The 20,265-nt window shown below is 70.8% G+C and carries 22 protein-coding genes and 3 tRNA genes; 15 read left to right on the top strand and 10 right to left on the bottom strand.

Annotation, left to right across the window (positions count from 1 at the left end; translation table 11 throughout):
* The first annotated feature begins 1,426 nt into the window (after positions 1-1,426).
* On the top strand, positions 1,427-1,624 hold the full coding sequence (locus ACH34T_RS20080) for a hypothetical protein (RefSeq protein ID WP_395993691.1): 198 nt from the start codon (positions 1,427-1,429) through the stop codon (positions 1,622-1,624).
* 253 nt (positions 1,625-1,877) lie between these two features.
* Here ACH34T_RS20080 and ACH34T_RS20075 read toward each other — a convergent pair whose 3' ends face one another.
* Both ACH34T_RS20075 and ACH34T_RS20070 read right to left on the bottom strand, forming a co-directional pair.
* Entirely contained in the window at positions 1,878-2,969 is a 1,092-nt protein-coding gene (locus ACH34T_RS20075) for a hypothetical protein (RefSeq protein ID WP_395993690.1), read from the bottom strand.
* A complete protein-coding gene (locus ACH34T_RS20070) occupies positions 2,962-3,537 on the bottom strand; it encodes an RNA polymerase sigma factor (protein WP_395993689.1) in 576 nt (191 codons plus the stop codon). The genes ACH34T_RS20075 and ACH34T_RS20070 overlap by 8 nt, the downstream gene beginning before the upstream one ends.
* Before the next feature lie 592 nt (positions 3,538-4,129).
* On the opposite strand from ACH34T_RS20070, the gene ACH34T_RS20065 reads away from it, so the two are divergent.
* The 5 genes from ACH34T_RS20065 to ACH34T_RS20045 all read left to right on the top strand — a co-directional run bounded on the left by ACH34T_RS20065 (position 4,130) and on the right by ACH34T_RS20045 (position 7,219).
* Positions 4,130-4,672 (top strand): STAS domain-containing protein, encoded by a 543-nt coding sequence (locus ACH34T_RS20065; protein WP_395993688.1) that lies wholly within the window; start codon positions 4,130-4,132, stop codon positions 4,670-4,672.
* A gap of 160 nt (positions 4,673-4,832) precedes the next feature.
* Positions 4,833-4,988, top strand: coding sequence for a hypothetical protein (locus ACH34T_RS20060; RefSeq protein WP_395993687.1), 156 nt, complete (start codon positions 4,833-4,835; stop codon positions 4,986-4,988).
* Between the two features lie 981 nt (positions 4,989-5,969).
* Positions 5,970-6,257: a MerR family transcriptional regulator gene (locus tag ACH34T_RS20055; RefSeq protein ID WP_395993798.1), complete on the top strand. Its 288-nt coding sequence runs from the start codon at positions 5,970-5,972 to the stop codon at positions 6,255-6,257.
* A 514-nt stretch (positions 6,258-6,771) separates the two neighbouring features.
* Positions 6,772-6,978, top strand: coding sequence for an ATP-binding protein (locus ACH34T_RS20050; RefSeq protein WP_395993686.1), 207 nt, complete (start codon positions 6,772-6,774; stop codon positions 6,976-6,978).
* Between the two features lie 52 nt (positions 6,979-7,030).
* Positions 7,031-7,219, top strand: a complete 189-nt coding sequence (locus ACH34T_RS20045) for a hypothetical protein (protein WP_395993685.1) — start codon at positions 7,031-7,033, stop codon at positions 7,217-7,219.
* 64 nt (positions 7,220-7,283) lie between these two features.
* Here ACH34T_RS20045 and ACH34T_RS20040 read toward each other — a convergent pair whose 3' ends face one another.
* A complete protein-coding gene (locus ACH34T_RS20040; protein WP_395993684.1) occupies positions 7,284-7,616 on the bottom strand; it encodes a hypothetical protein in 333 nt (110 codons plus the stop codon).
* Between the two features lie 829 nt (positions 7,617-8,445).
* Between ACH34T_RS20040 and ACH34T_RS20035 the strand changes: the two genes are divergently transcribed.
* Positions 8,446-8,721, top strand: coding sequence for a hypothetical protein (locus ACH34T_RS20035; RefSeq protein WP_395993683.1), 276 nt, complete (start codon positions 8,446-8,448; stop codon positions 8,719-8,721).
* Positions 8,722-8,842: 121 nt separating this feature from the next.
* Here ACH34T_RS20035 and ACH34T_RS20030 read toward each other — a convergent pair.
* The 5 genes from ACH34T_RS20030 to ACH34T_RS20010 form a co-directional block, all read right to left on the bottom strand.
* Positions 8,843-8,917 (bottom strand) — tRNA-Val (locus ACH34T_RS20030).
* 5 nt (positions 8,918-8,922) lie between these two features.
* Positions 8,923-8,993 (bottom strand) — tRNA-Cys (locus ACH34T_RS20025).
* A 29-nt stretch (positions 8,994-9,022) separates the two neighbouring features.
* A tRNA-Gly gene (locus ACH34T_RS20020) sits at positions 9,023-9,095 on the bottom strand.
* 36 nt (positions 9,096-9,131) lie between these two features.
* Positions 9,132-10,088 (bottom strand): CHAP domain-containing protein, encoded by a 957-nt coding sequence (locus ACH34T_RS20015; protein ID WP_395993682.1) that lies wholly within the window; start codon positions 10,086-10,088, stop codon positions 9,132-9,134.
* 155 nt (positions 10,089-10,243) lie between these two features.
* Positions 10,244-11,056, bottom strand: a complete 813-nt coding sequence (locus ACH34T_RS20010) for a universal stress protein (RefSeq protein WP_395993681.1) — start codon at positions 11,054-11,056, stop codon at positions 10,244-10,246.
* Between the two features lie 109 nt (positions 11,057-11,165).
* Here ACH34T_RS20010 and ACH34T_RS20005 point away from each other — a divergent pair, with 109 nt between their 5' ends.
* From ACH34T_RS20005 to ACH34T_RS19975, 7 genes are all read left to right on the top strand, one after another.
* Positions 11,166-11,747, top strand: a complete 582-nt coding sequence (locus ACH34T_RS20005; protein WP_395993680.1) for a YceI family protein — start codon at positions 11,166-11,168, stop codon at positions 11,745-11,747.
* 169 nt (positions 11,748-11,916) lie between these two features.
* Positions 11,917-12,996, top strand: coding sequence for an LLM class flavin-dependent oxidoreductase (locus ACH34T_RS20000; RefSeq protein ID WP_395993679.1), 1,080 nt, complete (start codon positions 11,917-11,919; stop codon positions 12,994-12,996).
* Positions 12,993-13,649: a CE1759 family FMN reductase gene (locus tag ACH34T_RS19995; RefSeq protein WP_395993678.1), complete on the top strand. Its 657-nt coding sequence runs from the start codon at positions 12,993-12,995 to the stop codon at positions 13,647-13,649. The genes ACH34T_RS20000 and ACH34T_RS19995 overlap by 4 nt, the downstream gene beginning before the upstream one ends.
* A gap of 43 nt (positions 13,650-13,692) precedes the next feature.
* Positions 13,693-14,049 carry an ArsR/SmtB family transcription factor gene (locus tag ACH34T_RS19990; protein WP_395993677.1) on the top strand — a complete coding sequence of 119 codons (357 nt, stop codon included), beginning with the start codon at positions 13,693-13,695 and terminating at the stop codon, positions 14,047-14,049.
* On the top strand, positions 14,046-14,678 hold the full coding sequence (locus ACH34T_RS19985; protein WP_395993676.1) for an SRPBCC family protein: 633 nt from the start codon (positions 14,046-14,048) through the stop codon (positions 14,676-14,678). The genes ACH34T_RS19990 and ACH34T_RS19985 overlap by 4 nt, the downstream gene beginning before the upstream one ends.
* Positions 14,679-14,813: 135 nt before the next feature.
* Positions 14,814-15,962 (top strand): hypothetical protein, encoded by a 1,149-nt coding sequence (locus ACH34T_RS19980; protein WP_395993675.1) that lies wholly within the window; start codon positions 14,814-14,816, stop codon positions 15,960-15,962.
* Between the two features lie 226 nt (positions 15,963-16,188).
* Positions 16,189-16,794, top strand: a complete 606-nt coding sequence (locus ACH34T_RS19975; RefSeq protein ID WP_395993797.1) for a YbhB/YbcL family Raf kinase inhibitor-like protein — start codon at positions 16,189-16,191, stop codon at positions 16,792-16,794.
* 88 nt (positions 16,795-16,882) lie between these two features.
* Here ACH34T_RS19975 and ACH34T_RS19970 read toward each other — a convergent pair whose 3' ends face one another.
* Both ACH34T_RS19970 and ACH34T_RS19965 read right to left on the bottom strand, forming a co-directional pair.
* Positions 16,883-18,055, bottom strand: coding sequence for a DUF2637 domain-containing protein (locus ACH34T_RS19970; RefSeq protein WP_395993674.1), 1,173 nt, complete (start codon positions 18,053-18,055; stop codon positions 16,883-16,885).
* Positions 18,056-18,302: 247 nt separating this feature from the next.
* Positions 18,303-18,956, bottom strand: coding sequence for a dioxygenase (locus ACH34T_RS19965; RefSeq protein ID WP_395993673.1), 654 nt, complete (start codon positions 18,954-18,956; stop codon positions 18,303-18,305).
* A gap of 260 nt (positions 18,957-19,216) precedes the next feature.
* Between ACH34T_RS19965 and ACH34T_RS19960 the strand changes: the two genes are divergently transcribed.
* Entirely contained in the window at positions 19,217-20,191 is a 975-nt protein-coding gene (locus tag ACH34T_RS19960) for a helix-turn-helix domain-containing protein (protein ID WP_395993672.1), read from the top strand.
* Positions 20,192-20,265 lie beyond the last annotated feature (74 nt).

Raw genomic sequence — 20,265 nt, 5'->3', positions numbered from 1 at the left:
CAGGCTCGGGCGGCGCGCCTCTTCCAGTGCGAGATGGAAGAGGCAGCCGGTCTTGGTGAGCAGGTCGCTGAGGTGCGTCTGATGGTGTGCTCGGACAGCGTGAGGTGTTCGGCGATCCCGGCGTTGTCGAGACCATCGCCGAGAAGTTCTTCGTAGGAGCAGCTTCGAATAGGAAGCCGATGGCGAGTGCCTCGTCGATGAACTCGTCGAGGTGCAGGGGACGGAGCGTCCCCCTCACGAGAGCCCATCGCGGCGTGCATGCGCCTGCCGCTACTTGACCGTGACCAACACGTTCGCGGTGCTGCGTCTGCTGTCGATGACCGAGAGGGAGAAGGACGCCGAAGTCTCAGTGCTGCGGCATCAGATCACTGTGCTGGAGCGTCAACTCGACGGGATGAGGGCGCGGTTCATCACTCCTGACCGAGTATTGCTCGCAGCGCTGCTGCACCGGTTACCTTTTGGCGCGCTGTGGCGGATGCGGTTCCTGGTATGGCCGGAGACGGTGCTGCGTTGGCGCCGTGACCTGATCGCCGGTCGGCACGCCGCCCGATCCAAGCCCAGGCGGCAGGGCCGCCCGCCGACTGGCAACTCCATCCGGCGCTGGTGCTTCGCCTGGTGCGGGAGAACCCGGGTTGGGGGTACCGGCGGGTGCACGGTGAACCGCTGGTGCTCGGCGTCACGGTGGCCGCCTCCACCGTCTGGGAGATCCTCAAGGACGCCGACATCGATCCGGCCCCCGAGCATTCCGCCACCCACGTGGGCCGGGTTGCTGCGCTCGCAGGCCGAGGCGCTGCTGGCGTGCGACTTTCCTGGCGATCCGGTCGCGGTGGCGGTCACGGAGGCGATTCGGGCGGGTGACATTGGCGGTCTGCGGGTGCTCCTGGCCGAGCATCTTGGTCTGGCGGCCGTCCGGCCGGGGACCTCGGCGGGGATGTCGCGGACGCTGCGGATACGTGCCCGGCGAGACGGTGACGCTGAACGGCTTACCGTCGTAGGGCGGCGACGACGGGTCGGCCGGAAGGCAGGCGCAGCGACCCGGCGCTACGGGTGCTCAGTCGGAGGCGCCGGTCCTTGATGACGCGCTCGGCGCCGGTGGCGAACGGTTCCTCGATCCCGTACGGCTGCAATGGCCGAGGCGGACGCCATGGTGGGCGGGAATCCGTACGAACGGGCAGCGGGTTGTGGGCGGCATCGAGGATGTCGGACAGCCCGTCGCCGGCGAGTCCGAGCAAGTCCTGCCACTGGCCGAACCCCGGGATCGGCAGCCGGGGTGGACTCTGTGCCGAACGGGACTCATGCCGGGAGCCGCGGTCGCCGAGCGGCTCGTCGACGTCCGTGCGCTCTCCGCTGAGGCGGTACGTCGTGACGTGCCGGGCGGCGACGTGCGGCGGCAGTATCCATCGCCCCAGGAGATATCGAGCACGGCGTGCCGTCGGCCGTCGGTGAGCAACAGGATGGTGTACGGTTCCCCGGCCGCGTCGCGGGACTCGGCCACCGCACCCTGCTCATCCTCCTCGGCGCCCTCATGGCCGCCCCAGGTGCCGCCTGGCTGCTCGTCCTGTGCACAGGCACCATCACCGGGCCGGCACCGCGCGTCCAGCCCGGCGTCACGACCGAACCCTAGGCCGGGAACGCCGAGGCAGGGCAGGTCTGGGCGTCGGTAAGGACGTCCTGGAGTGCCGGGCGCGTCCTGAACGTCCAGGACGTTCCTCAATCGCGTCGAACAACTCGTCCCGGTCCCCACCACCACCACCGCCGCGGTGGTGGTGGTCTTGGCGGGCCGGTGATTCGTCGTGAGGGCCGTCGTGAAGGTCTCCGCCGCGGTGGTCGAGACGATCCCGCCGCCGGGTGCGTCCGCGATTGCGGGATCTCCTCGTTCAATCGCGAGGCGGCGTCTCGTTCGTCCAACTCTCGCTGAGCATGCAGGTGTAGTCGAAGCGGATGCCCGGCCGCATCCCGGTCTCGCCCGCCTTCTTGAGGATCATCTGGTCGCCGAGCACGTGGTTGGTCTTCGGATCCAGGATGAGCTGGTATTCCACGACTGACCCGTCGGCCCGGTCGACCCACGGCGCGGCCAGGGCCACGCCCTTACGGTCGCACGCGTCCTGGACCGTCCCGATGGAGCGGACGCCGGACAGCCCGGCCAGCATCCGCAGCACCGCCGCCCGAGACTTCGGCGCCGCCAGCTGGTCGCCGATGTAGCGGGCTCCGATCATCAGCTCGTTGGCGCTGCCGTCCACGAAACCGGCGTCCCGGCGGACCATCGCGACGAACGCGGCCGGGTCCGCACCGGAGGTGAGCCGGGATTCCACGCTCGGCGGCTCGGTGTTCGGGTCGAGGGTGAGGTAGCTGGGCCGGTGCGGCCCCAGCGGCTTGTTGTCGCTGCTCAGGTTGAGGCGGTCACCGTCGGCTTCGGCCCGCCAGCGCGCCGGGGACCCGGCCTTGCGCCACGCCGCCATGTCCTCGGGCGTCCGCGGTCCCACCGGCTTGGCCTTTTCGGCGAAGTAACCCCGGCCCGATGCCGTTCGTGGCTGCCAGACGTCGCTCTCCACCTCCGTGTAGATCACGTAGCCCCCGTCCTTGGGGACGACGCGCCACGCCTGTCCCCGGAGCGTGCGCTGCCGCCAGTAGCGGCCCGCTTTCAGAGGCGTCTCGGCCTTCAGAGCCGTCCCGGCCTCCAGCCTCGTCGCGGCGGCCAGGAGGAACGTCCGTGCCTGAAGATGCTGCTCCGCCGCCTGCTCTTTGGACAGCACCGGGCCCGCCTGCCCTTCCCCGAGGGACGCGGCCACGACCATGGCGGCGGTGGCGGCGGCGACCAGGCCCAGCCCGAGCCCGAACTGCAGCCGCCGGGGCCGATTGCGCGGCTTTGGCCGCATCAGCTCCTCTAGGCGGCGCCGCCCGGCATCGGTCTCCTGGGCGGACGGGCCTCCCTCGTCGAACGTCTCCGCGACCATCGTCAGCTCATCCATGGGGCTCCTCCTCGGTGTGATCGATCTGGCCCAGCGTCTCCCGCAGCTTCCTTCGAGCCCGGCTCATCCGCGATCCGACCGTCCCCGCGGGAATCTTGAGCGCCGCCGCGACCTCCTCGTAGCCCAGGCCGCCGACCGCGACGAGCAGCAGCACGTCGCGATCACCCTCGGTCAGCGCGGCCACGGCCGCCGCCAGCCGAGGACGCATGCCCTCGGCGGTGAGGCGTTCCACGACCCGCTCCTCGTGCCCGGCGGCCGCGGCCCCCGTGCCGAGCCGCGCGATCGCCGCCATGCGGCGGTTCTCGGTGCGCCGGTGCTGGCCGACCAGGTTGGTGGCGATGCCGTAAAGCCAGGGCCGCAGGGCACCGCGCTCCGGGTCGAACCGGTCCCGGCCGCGGTACGCGGCCAGGAACGTCTCCGCGGCGATATCGGCGGCGTCGTCACGGCCGAGCCGCGCCGCCACGTACCGGTAGATCTGGGGGAAGAACTCGTCGTAGATCTCGGCGAATCGGTCAGGCTCATGCCAAGACCCCTTCGGCACGCCGACGGCGCGCGTCGAGGGTGTCATCGGTGGCTTCCTGTCATATCCGGCCTTCCAGGACACGTATCGGCGGTCACCCCTTGTTAGCCGGAACCCGAAATCTTCTTCACGCACAGACCAGCAAAACCCGCCTAGCCGCCCAACCACCGGCGCACATCCCTCCAACCGCAGTGGCCGGCACCACCTGCTCCTGCTCCCTCACGTCGGCCCCAGAGACAACGCTTGAAGTAACAGTCCCCGACCGCGAGCCTGGCGCCTTCGCGCCAAATCACATCCGCCTTCCGGACCTCGTCCACAAGGCATAACCGCACGTGAGAGCCTCGAGGACCATGACTACTTCGTCCGGGGCTGGCCGAGTTCGGCGGCGAAAGCGCAGAGGCCGCCACCCGTGGCAGCACCGGCGCCCGCCAGCGGTTGGCGTCGGACCCGCAGGGGCCCTCAGCCTGCCCTCACCGGCCGTCGGTCACCGGTTGACGCGTTCTCCACGTTCTCCTGCCGGGGTAGCGGCTGGGACTTGGATGGAGATGATCGGATTGCCCGATGATGTTGGAGCGCGACCGCTGTCCATCTCCGCAGAGCCGGTGACCGTGCACCTCGAGCCCTACCCGGCCGTGTACAGATGGTGCGCATTGTCGGCGAAATCGATCACGCCACCGCCGCTGCGCTGCGCGAGCACGTCATCTCTGCGGCGCTGGTGGCCTGTCCGCCGCGGCTGGTGCTGGCCCTGGACCGGGTGAGCTTCTGCGCCGCCGCCGGCCTGGGCGCCCTGGTGCGATCCGCAACGCCGTGCATGCCCGCCACGGCGCCCTGGTCATCGCCCGGCCCCAGAGAATGTGCCGCCGGATCCTGCGCCACACCGGCCTGGACCAGCACATCCACACCACAGCCAGGCTCGATGCCGCCATCACCCACCTCACCCGCTGGCACTGCCCGCCCACAGCAGGGAGTGGTCCGTGCCCGGCTCAGCCAGCGCGCTGAACGTTACCGCCGAGCAGCACGGGTCCCGGTGGATGTTGACACTGACAGGCGCGCTAGATGTCGCCACCCGCCCCGCGGCCGGCCTGTCGTCGGCTTGCCCGCTCCGGAAGTCCTCAGCCGGTTCGGTCATCTGCCCGCCAGGATGGCCTCGGCCAGCCGCGGGCCGGTGGCCACGTCCAGCTAGCCGGTCAGCCTCAGCACCCACCGAGACCCGGGCCGCTCGGCGGTGATGGTCAGCGCGCCGGCTGGGTCGGGCAGGGCGGTCATCGGCGAATCGTCCGTCTCCAGCTCGGTCGCCGCGCGGTGTCACCGCGCGGCGTGGCGCGAACCTCGGGGCGTGTCTCATGCTCGCACCGGCCCCCGCACGATGCCGGCGGACGGTCGCCGTCCACGCCCGAGACGCGGTTGAGCCTGCGCACCGAGCCCCGCCGGGCGGTCACGTCCTGGTGGTGCACGTCGCCGGGGAGATCGACAACGCCACCGCCGGGCTGCTGCGCTAGCGCGCGATCACGGCCGCACGGTCGCTCTCGCGCCCCGGCTGGTGCCGGGCACCGGAAATGTGCCGCTGGATCCTGCACCGCACCGGCCTGGATCAGTACGTCCCCGCCACCGCCATCCTGGTCCACGCCATCACCCACCTGACCGTCCCCACCTGTTGGAACGCTCGCCGCACAGTCCGGGACACCCGAGGCCCGATACTCGCCCAGGCACCCGCGGCAACAATCACCTCAGACAACCACCTCAGGTGACCTCCGAAAAACTGTGGTGATCGAGGTAGATTTCCGCGGTGTGGTGAGGTAGTGTTCCTGCCATCGAAGAGAAACAAGTCCATGAGACGTGGCAGATGATGAACTGCCCGCACAGATGGATGACGCGGGCCGGGCGTGCCGGGGTCAACGCAGTGAAAGGGACCCCGGCAGTCGGCCGTGCGTCCGGCGGTCAACGGGCCGCCGACGGCACCAATGCAAGTGGCACTAACGCAAGAAACACAGGTAACGCAGGTAGGAAGAACACGGAAGGAGGGTCTCGGCACCATCGGGATCGCCCGCAGCGGGCTCCAGTCACGCCGCGCGGGTACCGCAGCCCCACAGATTGGACGGTGGTCTACGGTCACGCATTCGCGATCCCCGCGCCCCCGCCTCAGGCGGCCGGCGCGGAAGACACCCGGCCGCAGCGCCGGATAGATGGTGTTGTACCTCATGGCCCCGGCGCCGCCCTTGGCGCCGGGGCCCGTCGTTTTTCTTCGGAGCACATCCGGCCTGCGTCCGGCACCTACAGGCACCTACGCCGACGACGGTACGGAAGGTTTTGTGAAAGCACCTCAGCCGGTTGGATCCGGTACTGACTCAGCACACCGTGACCCGCACCCCGCCCAGCCCGGTCCGGTACAGGACGACACCAGCACCGACACCGGCACCGCCCCCGACACTGGCAGCGGGCTGGACGACAAGCTTGACGATGAGGACTACCCCGCCTACAGCATGGGCCGGGCCGCCGAGATCCTCGGCGTCACCCCGGGGTTCCTGCGCAGCCTGGACGCCGCCAGGCTGTTCGTCCCGCAACGCTCGGCCGGCGGGCACCGCCGCTACTCCCGCTACCAGCTGCGCCTGGCCCAGCGTGCCCGCGACCTGGTCGACCAGGGCACCGCGCTGGACGCGGCCTGCCGCATCATCATCCTGGAAGACCAGCTCACCGAAGCCCAACGCATCAACACCCAACTCAGGCAGCGCATCACCCCGCCCCCCGAACAGGACACCGAGCAGGGCTGATCCCCCCATGACCGGGCCGACGCCGACACTGCTGCTTTGGGCGCGTTTGTCCCTCGGCGGCGGGATCCACGCGGCGCGGTGACCGACCGCTCGGTCCGACCGGGCGCCCAGCCCGCAGGTCCCGCTCCTGTCCGCCGACGCCTGGGTGACGCCTCCACCGAGACCGCCCAGCCACGACACCACCCGCGACGAGGAGGCCAGAGAGACAAGAGCGGCAGAGAACAGTCAGGGCGTGAACGGGCCGACCGCCGGCGTGATGCGATCCTCGCCGCCCGCGGTGTGACGTTCAAGTCGGCCGCACGGACTTCGCCGAGTGGCAGACCCGTCGCGATAGCAGCTGGCGCCGTCCTCGTTGATCACTAGGCCGATCGGCTTGTCGACGGTGTCCGCGGTCGTCGGGGGATGGCACATCTACTCGGCATGGAGGTGCGGTAGGGAATGTCGGCTCAGGCCCGTAGGTCTGCCGTTGGGCCTGTCGGGGCCGCTGGGTACCCGCCGGGAAGGGAGGTGGGTCATGCAGTCGGGGTTGGTGTTGTGCTTGCCGCGCGATGTCGAGACGGTGCAGTTGACACGTGGGGTGCTGGATGCGTCGCTGAAGGTGCTGGGGGTCACTGCGGAGACGCGCGATGACATCACCCTGGCGTTGGGAGAGGCGTGCGCGAACGTGGTCCAGCATGCTGATCCGGCCGATGTGTATGAGTTGCGGGTCGGGGGTGCCTGACTCCCGCTGCCGGATCGAGGTGATTGACGCTGGCCGCGGGTTCGATGCGGCCATGTTGGAGAAGGTGCGGGCGGACGCCACGCTCACCGCCGAGCACGGCCGGGGCCTTCAGATCATCGATGCTCTGGCCGAGAAGCTGCAGATCGTCAACGGCCTGCAGCATGGCGGGATGGTCCGGTTCGAAAAGCCGTTGGCGTGGGAGCCGGGCTCAGCCGGTCAGCACTTCGTCCTGGACGACTGAGCCCGGAGCCTGTGACGAGCGGGCGGGTGCCTGAGCGCGGCACCCGTGCTCACGCTTGCGGCGGTCACCGGTGGCCGGGCGCGTTAAGGCGCCGCGGCGCGCGTCGGCGGCCGCTGCCGCCAGTGTTGCCGCCAGTGCTGCGGCGGGGGGTGAGACGATCCCGTCGGGTGATCACAGCGGTGCCCAGCCGGGCGCGGTGCCGCATGGTGCAGCGCTTGGCCAGTCCGGCCAGCAGCATCACCGCACTGCCGGCCAGCACGTAGCCGGTGCCGAGGGCGAGCGCGGTCAGCCAGGTGCCTTGCAGGAGGTAGGCCAGGCCGAGCACGGCGCACGCGACGGCGGTCAGCGCCAGCCCGCCGGCGGCGATGGCTGCGGCGAAGAGCGCGGCCAGCAGCACGGTGGCCCGGACCCAGCGTGTAGCCGTGGGATCGACACCGGCCCCCGCGAAGAGGCCAAGTGGTGGACGCGGATGCGGGGTGCGCGGACGGTGCGGTGGGGTCGCGGGGCGGGCGCGGTCCGATCGGGATCGGTGTGGGGTCCGGGGTGAGACGTCGGCGTTGTGTTCGGTCGTGTTGTTGTGTTCGGTCGTGTCCGAACCCCTCGGCACTGCTCGTCCACGCGCTCTCGTTGCTCACTGTGTCTGCGTCGTGTCCTCAAGTGATAAGCATGTGACCTTGCCACATCCGCCATGGCGCAGCAAGGAGCCGCTCGATCGCGTTCCCCTGCCCCGTGGCAGAAGGGAAGCGCGGGCCGGGGGACCTTCAGGTCGGTGATCGTCTCCCATTCGTCTCCCAGCGGCGGAGAGAGCACGCCGAGATGTTCCACGCAGATGACCCTGACGCCGTCACAGACCGACAGGCAGAGCAACAGAGCAGCATGACCCATGACCCCGGATCAGCGGCCTGACAGACAGCCGGCCCGGACCACCGCGCAGGTTCAGCGTCGCGGCGAACCTGGGCTTGTCCGTCCCGAACCTCTCGCAGAGGCGAGCGGGCGGCTGGTCAAGGCCGAGCGCCCCAAGACGCCGGCCAGCAAACGCTGGGTGCAGCTACCACCGTTCCTGGCCGACCTCTACGAGCCCCTGCTGGAGCAGACCGAACACCCCTACGTATTCGTGGGGGGACAAGGGCGGCCGGCTGCGCCGCAGCCACTTCGCCCGCCGGTTCTGGCGGCCGGCCTGGGACGGTGACCCCGACCACCCCGACCCGAACCGGCGCCGGCCACCGGTGCTGCGAGGCTTCGCCTTCCACGAGGGCCGCCACACCCAGCGGACCTGGCTGGCCGAAGACGGCATCCCCGATGTGGCCCGAGCCGCCCGGCTCGGCCACAGACTGCCTGGGATGGCCGACGTCTACGAGCACGTGACTCCCGCGATGAAGGAGCAGGTCCTTCAGCCCTTGCAAAAGCGGTGGGAGACCTCGCTGCTGGCCCTGCGGGCTGATGAGCGGGACCGGCTCATCGCCGCCGCCCCCAGCTGGGGAAGACACTCGCTAGACCGCTGACGAGGAACCAGGCTGAAGCGGCGACGGACGAGAGCAAGATCATCGCCCAGATATCGCCCAACCAGGCCTGAGGCATCCCTCGTCAACAACACAAGCATGGCCCCTGACCTGCACAGGAACGTGGTGGGCGATACTGGGATTGAACCAGTGGCCTCTACCGTGTCAAGGTAGCGCTCTCCCACTGAGCTAATCGCCCTTGCGAGGTGGAGACGGGATTTGAACCCGTGTAGACGGCTTTGCAGGCCGTTGCCTCGCCTCTCGGCCACTCCACCAGAGCGAGGCCTGATCGGGGGCCTCTCAGAGCGGACGACGGGATTCGAACCCGCGACCCTCACCTTGGCAAGGTGATGCTCTACCAGCTGAGCCACGTCCGCATGCGGGCGGCCGGAGCCCGGCCCGCACGGTCAACTCTAGCGGAATCCCTCCGTGCTTGCGTACTGGGACTCGGCGAGTTCGGCGTGCAGGGAGTTCCAGAAGGCGAGCTCGCCGTCCTCTTCGAGATGGGCGATGCGGCCCCAGAACTCGCGGTCCTCGGCCTCGTGCGCGGCGGCGAGAGAGAGGGCGGGCATGACGGTGGTTCCGGCGTCGGCGCGGTCGAGGTCGGCAGGGGTGAGGTCGGCGGGCAGGGCGACCGGCGTGGACGGGCGGTGGTGCTTGCCGCGCTTGCGGACGCGGATGGGCGCCGCGCTCGGGGCCTTGGCCGCGGCGGCGCGTCCGGCGGTGAGGGCGAGGGTGCCGCAGAGGACGAAGGCGAGGATGCCGCCGAGGACGACCTCCTGGGTGGGGAGGTTCTGCGGGGCGGTGTGCTCCTGCTCGTGGGCGCCGGTCGAGGTGGCGGGGGAGCCGACCTTGTCGACGGTGGGGGCGGGGGCGGCGTGCTTGGGGGTGTACTTGGCCGCGACCTTGATTTTGGCGGGGTAGCCGAAGCCGACGACGTGGTCCATGTCGCGGGTCTTGCGCATGAGCTTGTAGCCGTCGGCGTTGCCCTCGATGGTGTGGAGGGTGCGTCCGTCGACCTTCTCGACGATGCCGACGTGGTCGATCTGGTCGAGGTCGCGGGAGCCGCTCCAGTCGTAGAAGACGATGGCGCCGGGTTCGGGGGCATGGCCCCAGGCGTCGTTCTTCTTGAACCATTTGGCGTGGTCGGAGGTGGCGGCGAACTGCCCGGTCTGCTCGGTGACGCCGGCCTTGTCGGCGGCCCAGGCGAGGAACATGTCGCACCAGGGGGCGGTGGAGAAGTACTCGTCGTGGTCGCCGTCGACGTTCTTGCGGTACCACTCGCCGAACTTGGTGTAGCCGTCGCCCTTCTCGGTGTAGCCGAGCTCCTTCTTGGCGATGTCGAGCAGCTGCTTGCCGATCGGGTCCATGTCGCTCCCTGCCGCCTCGCTCGTTCGGGCAGGGTGGCGCCCGACCGGGGTCGGAACGTGCCGCGTTCCAAGGTCACGTTCCGGTCTCGACGGAATGTAGCGAAGGTAAACCCTGGACGGCAACCGGTTCCGGAGAAGCGGTCAAAACGGACTACTCAGAAGTAGCCACGCGGGAGGACGGTCACGGGGCAAGGGGCCGCACGCAGGACCTTCAGGGCGACTTCGCCCACGAAGACGCGGTGCGCGGCGGCGTCCTCGCTGGACGCGCAGACGAGGATCTCGCCGTCCTGCCAGTCGACGTCGTCCAGGGCGTCGGCGACGTCGTCGCCCTCGGCGAGCTCGGCGGAGACGTCCTCGGGCGGCAGGTCGGCGGAGTCGACGGCGAGGCGGATGGCGAGGGCCAGGTCGTCGCGCAGCCGGTCGGGCCCGCCGTTCCCGACGTCGCCGACCGCCAGGGTGACCAGGCGGAGCGGGACCTCCAGGCGGTCGGCGGCCTGGGCGGCGCGGATGACCGCGTCGTCGCACTGGGGCCGCCGGACGTACATGACCGTGATGCGGGCGAGGTCGTCCGGCGGCGTGTAGCCGGACGGGGTGAGCATGACGGCCTCGGTCGCCGAGTGCAGCAGGTGGTCGGCGGCGGCGCCGACGCCGATGCGGCCGCGGGCGCCGCCCTCGGGGGAGCCGACGACGATCAGGTCGGCGCCGATCCGGCTGGCGAGCACGGTAAGCCCGCGTCCGACGCTGCGTCCCTCCTGGACGTGCAGGTCGGCGGGCTGGTCCTCCAGCAGGTCGGCCGCCTGGTCGAGGAGCGTGCGGGCCTCGCCGGCGGCCGCGGGGAGGTCCGGCGGATGGACGGTCGCCACGCTGAGCCGGCCGTCCGTCAGCGCGACCATCGCGCACGCGAGGTCGAGGGCCTCCCTGCCGCCGGCGTCGTTGACGTATCCGGCGAGGACGTGGTCCCCGATCATGCGACCCGAGCTCCGATCATGTGATCAAGCATTCCCCCAAGGGCGCCGGTCAGACCAGGGGCAATTTGAGGTAGTTTTTCCTGGTTGTCAATGTTTGGGGGGATGTGACATGGGGCCCGAGGCGTCGGACCTCGAACCCGGGTGCTGGACCATCGACCCGGTCCACTCCGAAATCACCTTCACGATCCGGCACCTGATGACCACGGTGCGCGGCACGTTTCCCGACTTCGGCGGCGAGGTGGTGATCGCCGACGATCCGCTCGACTCCAGCGCCCGCGCCGAGATCCGGATGGCCTCGATCGACACCCGCAGCGCGGAGCGGGACGAGCACATCCGCTCGTCCGACTTCCTGGAGGTGGACAAGCACCCGGTCATGACGTTCGCCGGAACGGGAGTGGAACGTGCCATGATCGGCCGCCGGGCCCGCACGCCCCGCTACCACCTGGACGGCGACCTGACGATCAAGGACGTGACCCGCCGGGTCCGGCTGCTGACCGAGTTCCACGGCGTCGGGCCGGACCCGTGGGGCGGCACCCGCGCGGGCTTCACCGCGACGGCGTCCATCAGCCGCCGCGACTTCGGCATCGAGTTCAACATCCCCCTCCAGGGCGACAAGGTCATGCTCGGCGACGAGATCGCGATCGCGCTGGAGATCCAGGCCGTCCTGGCCACCGAGGACGCCCGCGTCTAGCCGGGACGGCCCGCGCAAGGACGCCCGCGTCTAGCCGGGACGGGCCGCGCCGGGACGCCCCGCGTCAAGTCGGGTCCTCGTCCCTTCGTGCGGTCGTCGTCCGGAATACGATCGCGGGCCGCGTGGTTCCGGTAGAATAATTGAACGTTCTACTATCTGGGAGGCCGGCATGCAGTTCGGGGTCTTCACCGTCGGCGACGTCACGCCCGACCCGACCACCGGGCGCGTCCCGACCGAGGCCGAGCGGATCAAGGCCATGGTCGCGATCGCGGACAAGGCCGAGGAGGCCGGGCTCGACGTCTTCGCGACCGGCGAGCACCACAACCCGCCGTTCGTGCCGTCCTCCCCGACGACCATGCTCGGCTACGTCGCGGCCCGCACCGAGCGGCTGATCCTGTCCACCGCGACCACGCTGATCACCACCAACGACCCGGTGAAGATCGCCGAGGACTTCGCGATGCTCCAGCACCTGGCGGACGGCCGGGTCGACCTGATGATGGGACGCGGCAACACCGCCCCCGTCTACCCGTGGTTCGGCAAGGACATCCGCGACGGCATCGACCTCGCCATCGAGAACTACCACCTCCTGCACCGCCTCTGGCGCGAGGACGCCGTCGACTGGAAGGGCAAGTTCCGGACGCCGCTCCAGTCGTTCACCGCGACCCCGCGCCCGCTGGACGGGGTGCCGCCGTTCGTGTGGCACGGCTCGATCCGCAGCCCGGAGATCGCCGAGCAGGCCGCGTACTACGGCGACGGGTTCTTCGCGAACCACATCTTCTGGCCGAAGGAGCACTTCCAGCGGCTGATCGGCCTCTACCGGCGGCGCTACGAGCACTACGGCCACGGGTCCGCCGACCAGGCGATCGTGGGGCTCGGCGGGCAGGTGTTCATGCGGAAGAACTCCCAGGACGCCGTCCGCGAGTTCCGGCCCTACTTCGACAACGCCCCGGTGTACGGGCACGGCCCGTCGCTGGAGGAGTTCACCGCCGAGACGCCGCTGACCGTGGGCAGCCCGCAGCAGGTCATCGAGAAGACCCTGACGTTCCGCGACAACTTCGGCGACTACCAGCGGCAGCTGTTCCTGATGGACCACGCGGGACTGCCGCTGAAGACCGTCCTGGAGCAGATCGACATGCTGGGGGAGGAGGTCGTCCCGGTGCTGCGCAGGGAGTTCGAGGCGCTTCGCCCGGCGCACGTCCCCGCGACCGCCCCCACCCACGCTTCGCGGATCAAGGAGGAGGCCCGATGAGCACGCTCGCCGTCGTGTCCGCCGGGCTCGGGCAGCCGTCGTCCACCCGGCTCCTGGCCGACCGGCTCGCCGCGGCGGCGTCTGAGGCCCTCGGCGGGGACGCCGCCGTCGAGACGGTCGAGCTGCGCGACCACGCGCACGCGCTGGCCGACGCGACCCTGACCGGCTTCCCGTCCGGGACGCTCCGCGCCGCCGTCGAGACGGTGACCGGCGCCGCCGGCCTCATCGCCGTGACGCCCGTCTTCAACGCCTCGTACAGCGGCCTGTTCAAGACGTTCTTCGACGTCCTGGAGCGCGACGCCCTGGACGGGACGCCGGTGCTGCTCGGCGCGACCGGCGGCACCCCGCGGCACTCCCTGGCGATCGACTACGCCATGCGGCCGTTGTTCGCCCATCTGCGCGCCGCCGTCGTCCCGACCGCCGTGTACGCCGCGTCCGAGGACTGGGGCGGCGCGTCCGCGGACTGGGACGGCGCGTCCGGGGAATGGCACGGCGCGTCCGGGGAATGGCACGGCGCCGACCCGCTCGCGGACCGCGTCACCCGCGCCGCGACCGAGCTGGCCGCGCTGATGGGGGCCCGTCCCGCGCCGGCGAAGGCCGACCCGTACGACGACCCCGTCCCGTTCGAGGACCTCCTCGCCGGCGGACGATGATTTAAGGCTTGGCTTATATAAGCGGAGGCTGTAACTTGTGGCCGTGCACGCGTTCGATGTGCTCGGTGATCCGGTACGGCGCCGGATCCTGGAGCTGCTCGCCGACGGCGAGCGGTCCTCAGGGGACGTGTCGGCGGTCATCAGGGCGGAGTTCGGGATCTCGCAGCCCGCGGTGTCGCAGCATCTGAAGGTGTTGCGCGACAACGGGTTCGCGGTGGTGCGGGCGGAGGGGGCGCGGCGGCTCTACGCCGTCGACTCCGGTCCGCTGCGGGAGATCGACGCCTGGCTCGACCGGTTCCGCCGGTACTGGACGCCGCATCTGGACGCCCTGGCGACGGAGATCGCGCGCGGCAGGCGCGCCCGCCGCCGGGATCGGAGCGACTCAGGGAGCGAGCCATGATCGATGTGAACGGCCAGATCAACGCGGTACGGCGCCGGGTCGGCGACCGGGTGCTGGAGGCCGGCGCCGCGCGGACCATGACGATCGGCCGCAGCTACGACACCGACGTCGAGGACCTCTGGGAAGCGGTGACCACCGCCGACCGCATCTCCCGCTGGTTCCTGCCCGTCTCCGGCGAGCTGCGGCCCGGCGGGCGCTTCGCGCTGGAGGGCAACGCGAGCGGGACGATCGAGCGCTGCGACCCGCCCAAGAGCTTCTTCGCGACCTGGGAGTACGCCGGCCAGATCAGCTGGATCGAGGTGCGGCTGACGCCCGAGGACGGCGACCGGTCCCGCCTGGAGCTGGAGCACATCGCGCACGTCGACGACCACTGGGACCAGTACGGCCCAGGCGCGGTCGGCATCGGCTGGGAGCAGGGGCTCCTCGGCCTCACGCTGCACCTGTCGTCCGGCGCGGACGTCCGGGACGACATGGGCGCGGAGTGGGCCATGACGGACGAGGGCAAGGAGTTCACGCGGCTGAGCGGCGAGGGCTGGTTCAGGGCACACGTCGAATCGGGAGCCGACGAGGCGACCGCCCGGCGCGCCGCGGACAAGACCATCGCCGCCTACACCGGGGAAACGGAATGATCCCCGGAACGTGACGCCGCTCCGCGTCCCGCGTCCGCGCCTTCGCCGCTTCCGGGGACGGCGGCCCGGATCGTCCTGAACCCGGATCGTCCTGAACAGGCCCACGACGGGCGTCCGGCGCGGCATGATCATCGTATGGCGGACGAACGGGACGAGCCGCGGGACCGCGAACCTCGATCCTGGCGGATACGGCGATGGGCGGCGCCGATCGCGATGGCCGCGTCGGTCGCGGCCTCCATCAGCGCGGTGCACCTGCTGGCGGACGACGACGCTGTCCCGTCCGGTGCACCAACCGGCGACGCCCGGATGCCGCGCTTCATGCTCACCGTCGGCCACGTCGGGGTCGGCCCGGAGGAGGAGCGGCCGGCACCGTGGATCCGGGTCGGGGCGCTGTCGGGCAGCGGACGCTACCGGCCGGTGGACTCGGTCCGGCCGCCGTCGTCGTCCGCCGGTGAGGCGCGGGAGATCCTCGACGGTCCAGGCGGGACGTTCGTGATCGCCTCCACCCGGGACGAGCCGTGCGAGTCGCGCCTCTACCGCTTCGGGCTCACCCGAGACGGCCACGTGACCGGGCTCGCGCGGCTGACCGGGGACGTCGTCCCCGCCCGCGTCGGCGGCCTGGCGATGACCCCGGACGGCGACAAGATCGCCTACACGACGGCTCCCTGCGGCGGCGACGTGGAGACGGCCCCGCCGCCGAGCGCGGACGTGACCGTCCTCGACCTCGGCTCGGGGCGCCGGCGCGGCTGGGGCACGCCCGGCCCGGCGCTCGTCGGGCAGATCGTCTGGGCCGAGGACGGCCGGACGCTCGGCTACGTCATCAGCGACGTCCGGCCGGACGCGATACCGGGGGACGGCTCGGGGAGCGGCGGACCGGGGGAGAGGTCGCCACGCGACATCGGGAACGCCACCGTGCACGCCCTCGACACCGAGGCGAAAGGCGCCGACCTGCGCGCGGGCCGCGTCCTGTTCCGGCAGCCGGACGCCTCGACGTTCGTCACCAGCGCCGTGATGGGCCCGGACGGCCGCGGCGGCTACGGCGTGCTGAGGAAGAGCGACCCGGTGAGCACCGTCTTCTTCTCCTTCGCCGAAGGCGAGCCCATGCGCGTCACCCGGACGATCACGCCCAAGCCAGGTGTCGATCAGGCGGTGGCGCTGGTCGCTTCGACTGATCCGCCCCGGTACGCCTGCCTGAGCGGTACCGATCCCTTCGGCAGGGCGCTCGGCGGCGACCTCCAGGATCCGCTCGCCAGCCCGCCGTGCGGAGCCGCGTACGCCTACTGACGCGAGGACCGGTCCGTCGAGCGAAGCTCGTCCGTTGAATGGCGGCGGGTGGGGGCTGGAGGACGGTCCGGCGGCCGCCGGGTCTGGCAGGGAGGGACAAGAACGGGTTCTCTTCTGGCACTGCGTGCAATGGCGGACGGCTGCCGCGTTTCCTACGCTGCGGCCAACACCACCGGGGTGAAGGGGCGGGGGAGTCAGGGTCACAAACCTCTAGGAGCCCTCCGTGATGATCAAGCGAGTCGCGTTGTCCGCCCTGCTCGTCGTGGGCGCCGGCGGGTCCACCGTCGCCGCCGCCACGCTGCCCTCGTCCTCCTCGCCGTCCGGCGCCCCGGCGCCGGGCGCGGCCGCCTTCGCGGTGACGAGCAGCGCCTTCACATCGGGCGGGAGAATCCCGACGGTCCACGAATGCACCAGCAGCGGTGACAACGATCCGCGCAAGAAGAACGAGTCCCCGCCGCTGGCCTGGACGGGCGGGCCCGCCGAGGCGAAGAGCTACGCGATCATCATGCGCGACGTCGACAACCGGAACCTGTTGCACTGGATCATCTACGACATCCCCGCGACGGTGGCCGAGCTCCCGCAGAACGTCGAGCACGTCTACAAGCCGGCGGTCCCCGCCGGATCGAGGCAGATCTACTACCGCGGAAGCGCGAGCCTGTTCGGATACCAGGGCCCGTGCTCGCCCTCGTCGGTGAACACCTACACGTTCACGGTCTACGCCCTCAACCGGGCGTCGCTGACGGAGCTCAACGAGAACTCGTCCATCCAGACCGGCGCCAACAGCATCACCAGCGCGTCGCTGGGCTCGGCCGTGATCTCCGGAGAGTCCTGACCCGGACCGCCGGACGAGCCTCCGCCGAGCCTGAACTGACGGGCCTCGAACGGGCCTGAACAGGCCTGGACGGGGCCCGTTCAGGCGCTCAGACGCGCCAGGACCGGACGAGCTCGTCCAGCGCGGCCTGATCGTAGATGATGCCCTGCGATATGAGCTCCCGCGCGACCAGCTCGCCGTCGCCGTGGTGCTTGGCCAGCAGCCGGTACACCGCGTACGGGAACCAGTGGTTGTCGCTGATGCGCTGGATCTCGGCCTCGTCGCAGACGTGGCCCTGGGCCCTGACCTCGGCGAGCGTCCCCGTGACGTCGCCGTGCCGGCGTTCGAGGACGTCGATGACGAGGGCGCGCAGGTTCTCCGGGTCGGCGGCGGGCGGCGCGGGCGCGGCGGCCTCCTCGGCGGCCGCGCCGTAGCCGCTGCGGCCGTTGACGCTCCCGCGCGCGGCGGCGCTGACGACGGCGAGTTCGGGTTCGGGGTCCGGAAGGGGCGCGGGAGCAGGTGCAGGCGCCGGAGCAGGCGCGGGAGCGGGCTTTTCGGCGGCGGGCCGGGCGGCGCCCGCGCCCGCCGCGGCGGCGGCCTCGTCCCCGGATTCGGGCGCGCCCTTGGACGCCGCGTCCGGCCCCTGCCGGGTGGCGGTGGCGGCGGACGACGCGCCGGACTCAAGCGCCTTCCCGGAGTGCCCGGGGACCTGGATCTGCGGGAACGGGCCGGTGTTGCGCAGCGGCATCAGCGTGATCTGGTTCAGCGTGACGGGCCCGGCGATGGCGCGCGTCTGCGGCTCGGGCTGCTTCGGCTTCTCGTTCTCCGCCTCGACCTCGCGTGACACGTACCGGTGCAGCGTCCGCAGCAGGACGAACAGGCCGAGCATCGACACGATCGGCGGGACGGCGGCCGTCGCCTGGTAGGAGAACGACTGCTGGCCGACGTGGCCGACGTTGAAGATGAGGCTGGCCGTCCAGCCCGCGATGGCGATGGTCAGCGGGAGGGAGAAGTCGAGCCAGCTCATCAGGTGGCGGCGGCGCAGCACGAAGGCGTCGATGGCGAGGAGGAAGAGGCCGAGTTCGCCCACGATGATGAACAGGTCGACCAGCAGGGGGAACGACTCCGCCTTCCAGCCGCGCAGGCCGTGCTCCATCGCCCAGTGGTAGAGGCCCGCGTAGGACTGGGCGAAGCCGCCCGCGGTGGCGGTCAGGACCGCGGCCGCCATGAAGGCGATGGCCCCCCACCGTGTGATGACCTGTGCCCGGTTGGCAGCGCTCATGCCGCGTGTGCTCCCAGATTTCCCTACACAACAGAAAGTGATCGGAGGGAGACTATCCATTCCTTTGGCGGTTCGTGGGGGATTTCGATCACTTCCCGGTTTCATCCGGACATGCGGATGTGCCCGCCGGGCGGCGTCCGGACATGCGGATGTCCCCGCCGGGGCGCGCCGGTGCCCGGGCGGGGACTGGATTCCGCGGGAGCGACGGAACCTTGCCTCTCTGTTACGCGGTGCCTCTGTTACGCGGTCAGGTGCGGATGACGAAGTCGAGCGTGCCGGTCCGTCCGGTCGGGCCGTCGCTCATGGTCATCAGCAGCCGCGGGTCGAAGATCGTGTCGGTGTTGTTCCGCGGCTCGTTCGGGAAGTACATCTGCGTCGTGAGGATCCGTGCGTTCGGCGCCTGGACCTTGACGTGGATGTGGCGCGTACGTCCCGGGTAGAGGCCGGGCACGATCGTCGTCAGGGTGTACCGTCCGTCGGCGCCCGAGAACAGGTGGCCGCGCAGCACGTAGCCGACGTTGTCGTAGACGCCGGCGTTGTCGCACTGCCAGAAGTCGAGCAGCGCGCGGTTGACCGGCTTGCAGTTGATGTCGTACACGATCCCGGTCACCGTGAGCAGGGTCCCCTGCTTGCCGGCCCTGATGTCCGTGCGCTCCGGCGAGCCGGGGGTGAAGTACGGACCCTCGGTCTGGGCCGGGGTGGGCTCGTCATCGCCGTCGGTGCACTTCGGCGTGTACTCCAGCCGCCGCGGCTGGGTGCTCGTGCCGGTGCCGGCCTCCGCGGTCGCCGTCGTCACGGCGGTCACGGCGGTGGGCACGGCGAGGGCGCCGATTCCGGCGGCGACGATGAAGTTCTTCCGGCTGATGCCGGATTCCAGCTGTTCCTGCTCGTCCTCTGGCATGGGGGGTTTCCTCTCGAGGTCTTCCGGGCATTTCGGGATCTTCCGGACACCCGGCTGGCGGGGCTCCCTGGGAGTCGTCGCGACATGTATAGGCCGGTCACGAGGGGTTGGTCTTGGGTTTCCCTGCCCGACATTTGGCGTCGAGTGACAAAGCCCGCCGCGAGCGTCGTGCCGACTCGCTCATTGACCTTCCTGACGCCTCGTAGAAACCTGGCGGGTGGCGTCCGAGACCCCCCGCCCGCCCACCTCGGAGGAGCGTCATGTCAACGCTCGCTGACACCTCGGATCATGCTGCCCGGGATCAGGCTGAATACTGGCGCCACCTGATCACCTCGGCCTTCGGTCCTTTCCATATTCACCCGCGCCTCGCCGGCGGGTTCGCCGCCCGCCTGTACGGACGCACGCTCGGCCCCGTGGAGGCCGGGGACGTGTACGCTCCCCCCCACGCGGTGCGGCGCAGCGCCCGCCAGATCGCCCGCGACACCCGGGAATGCTACAAGCTCGGCCTGGTCCTGCACGGCTCCTGCGTCCTGCGGCAGAACGGCCGCCACGCCCGCGTCGGCGTCGGCGACGTCGTGTTCTACGACCTCACCCGCCCGGTCGAGATCTCCTTCGACGCGCACCACATCTTCACCGTCGTCATCCCGCACCGGGCCGTCCCGCTGCCGCCCGAGCGGCTGGCCTCCTTCGGCGGCACCCTGCTCGCCGAGCGCTCCCGCCACGGCCGGCTGGTGTCCTCGCTCCTCGGCGCCCTGGCCGAGGACGGCGTCGAGGACGGCGTCGCGACCGACGAGCCCTACGCCCACCACCTCGGCGGCGCGATCGTCGAACTCGTCACCGGCGCGGCCAGCGAATGGCTGGGCGCGCCTCCGTCCCCGTCCCCGGAAGGAGCAGAGATGCTGCGCGCGATCAAGGAGTGGATCGAGGGCCGGCTGCACGACCCCGCCCTGTGCCCGGCGACGATCGCCGAGGCGCACCACATCTCCGTCCGGCAGCTGTACCGGGTGTTCCAGCCGGCCGGGACGACCGTCGCCCGCTACGTCCGCACCCGCCGCCTCGAACACTGTCGCCGCGAGCTCAGCGACCCGTTCCTCGGCACGCAGCGGATCGGCGCGATCGCGAACCGCTGGGGCCTGCCCGACGCCGCCGCGTTCAGCCGCGCCTTCCGCGCCGCCTACGGCGTGACCCCCACCGCCTACCGCGCGGCCACCACCGGCATCCTGCGGGACGCCTAGCGCCCGCCCTCGCGCGCCCCGGATCGCATCGTCCCCTCGATCCGGGGAACGCGGTGGACGGCGACGCAGGGAAC

The sequence above is a fragment of the Actinomadura sp. 9N215 genome (assembly GCF_044326345.1).
Classification (GTDB): domain Bacteria; phylum Actinomycetota; class Actinomycetes; order Streptosporangiales; family Streptosporangiaceae; genus Spirillospora.
The sequence above is the reverse complement of the archived record's forward strand: the minus strand, read 5'-3'. Positions and strand labels throughout refer to the sequence as shown.